1 protein-coding gene is annotated in these 1,506 nt (G+C 62.1%); it reads left to right on the top strand.

Going from position 1 to position 1,506, the window contains the following annotated elements; translation table 11 throughout:
- Window positions 1-106: 106 nt before the first annotated feature.
- The gene (locus tag C493_RS20760) at window positions 107-1,261 is read left to right on the top strand and encodes a hypothetical protein (protein WP_007261463.1); all 1,155 of its coding nucleotides are present in this window, start codon (window positions 107-109) and stop codon (window positions 1,259-1,261) included.
- Window positions 1,262-1,506 lie beyond the last annotated feature (245 nt).

The following is a 1,506-nucleotide window of genomic DNA, read 5'->3' as shown; positions in this document are numbered from 1 at the left end:
GCAGCCTTGCGTGGATAGATTCCCAAGTGACGGCGCGTATCCACGCCGTAAACGACGTGGTATTGCGCCTGTTCAGTATATAATCGTCATCGCCACTGCCGCGCTCTTGGCGACCGGTATCGTTCGTCTCCAACAGCGACTCGAGGCGTCCGCCGACGAAGTTCAGACGAACCTGGTACTCCTTCGGGTGCTCGTCATCGCCTTCGCGCTCGGGAGTCTGTTGCTCACCCACTGGCTGCTCCCACCCGTAGAGACGGTGGGTGATGGGGTTCCGGCCGTCGTCGGCGCTATCGGAACGGCCCTCGTCGCGGCGCTCAGTTTCACCGTTACTGGCATGATCAGTCTGTTTCTGATCAACCGAGCGTTCCGACCAGCGCTCGCCGAAGTCGACGGAGTCGAACTGTCTGACCGGACGCGTCGTCGAAACCTCCAGCGGTGGGTCGTTGCCCCGACGTTGTTCGGCGGGATCCTCGTACTCGAACTCTCGACAGCCGACGCAGTTCCGTACGGGACGGGGATCCTTCTCGTCGGCGGCTCCTTACTCGGCGTTGGGTACTACCACCTCGCGACCCGAATCGATCGACGAAATGTCCGGACGTGGAACTCCGTCCGGGATGCGACGGCCGACGAGCGGGCGCTGATCGAGCGGTGTTACGACCGCTTCGGTCGCACTGCCGGCCCCAGCTACGTCTTCGACATCGACGAGCGCAGCCAGCCACTCATTGCGACGAACGTGCCTGGTGATTCCGACCCCTCGATCTGGATCGAAGACGCGTTCCTCGAGGAACTCACCGAGACAGAACTGACAGTCATGTTGGCTCAGGCCGACGAGCAAGCGCGCGCTCACGCTTCGGCGTACGCCCATCTTTTCGTGGGGATCCTCGTTAGTGGCGTCCTCGTCGTCGGCTGGCTTCTCGCGACCGTACAGTCGATCCCGCTTGCGGTCGTCGCGGCTGTCCTCGCGGTTGCCGGCTGCAGCGTCGCGAATCGGCGTCAAGAGGCGGCTACCTTCCGTGCCGATGATCTCGCCAGTGACCACTGTGGCGCCGAGACCGTACGAACCGTGTACAACGAGTACGGACACCAGTTCAGCGGACCGCTATCGGTCGAGCTGAGCAGACGGATCGAACGACTCGAGGAGCGAATCGACGAGGACAACCCGGCGCAATCGAACTCGGCACCTGTCGGCTCCGACGCATCGGCTGGGAGTCCCGATCCCGATGCGGATACCGATTCGCATCCTGAATCCGACGACGACTGAGTCCATCGACCAGCCACAGAGTGACCGATCGCTCGGAGGACGGCAACCACGTACTGATCTTTAGAGCACATCTGGAACAGGAACACTCGTCAGAGACGAACTGGACCAGACTGAGACCGAAGCGCTCTGGCTGGATGGAACGAACGAGTCGGTTCCGATTGACCTCCTCCACGCCCTGAAGGACGTGGAATCCGACCATCGGATTTCCGCCGAGCGTGGCGTTCGAGGTTCCAACCCGCACTCAA

Source organism: Natronolimnohabitans innermongolicus JCM 12255, assembly GCF_000337215.1.
Classification (GTDB): Archaea; Halobacteriota; Halobacteria; order Halobacteriales; family Natrialbaceae; genus Natronolimnohabitans; species Natronolimnohabitans innermongolicus.
Note: the sequence above shows the minus strand (reverse complement) of the source record. Positions and strands in the feature narration are given on the sequence as shown.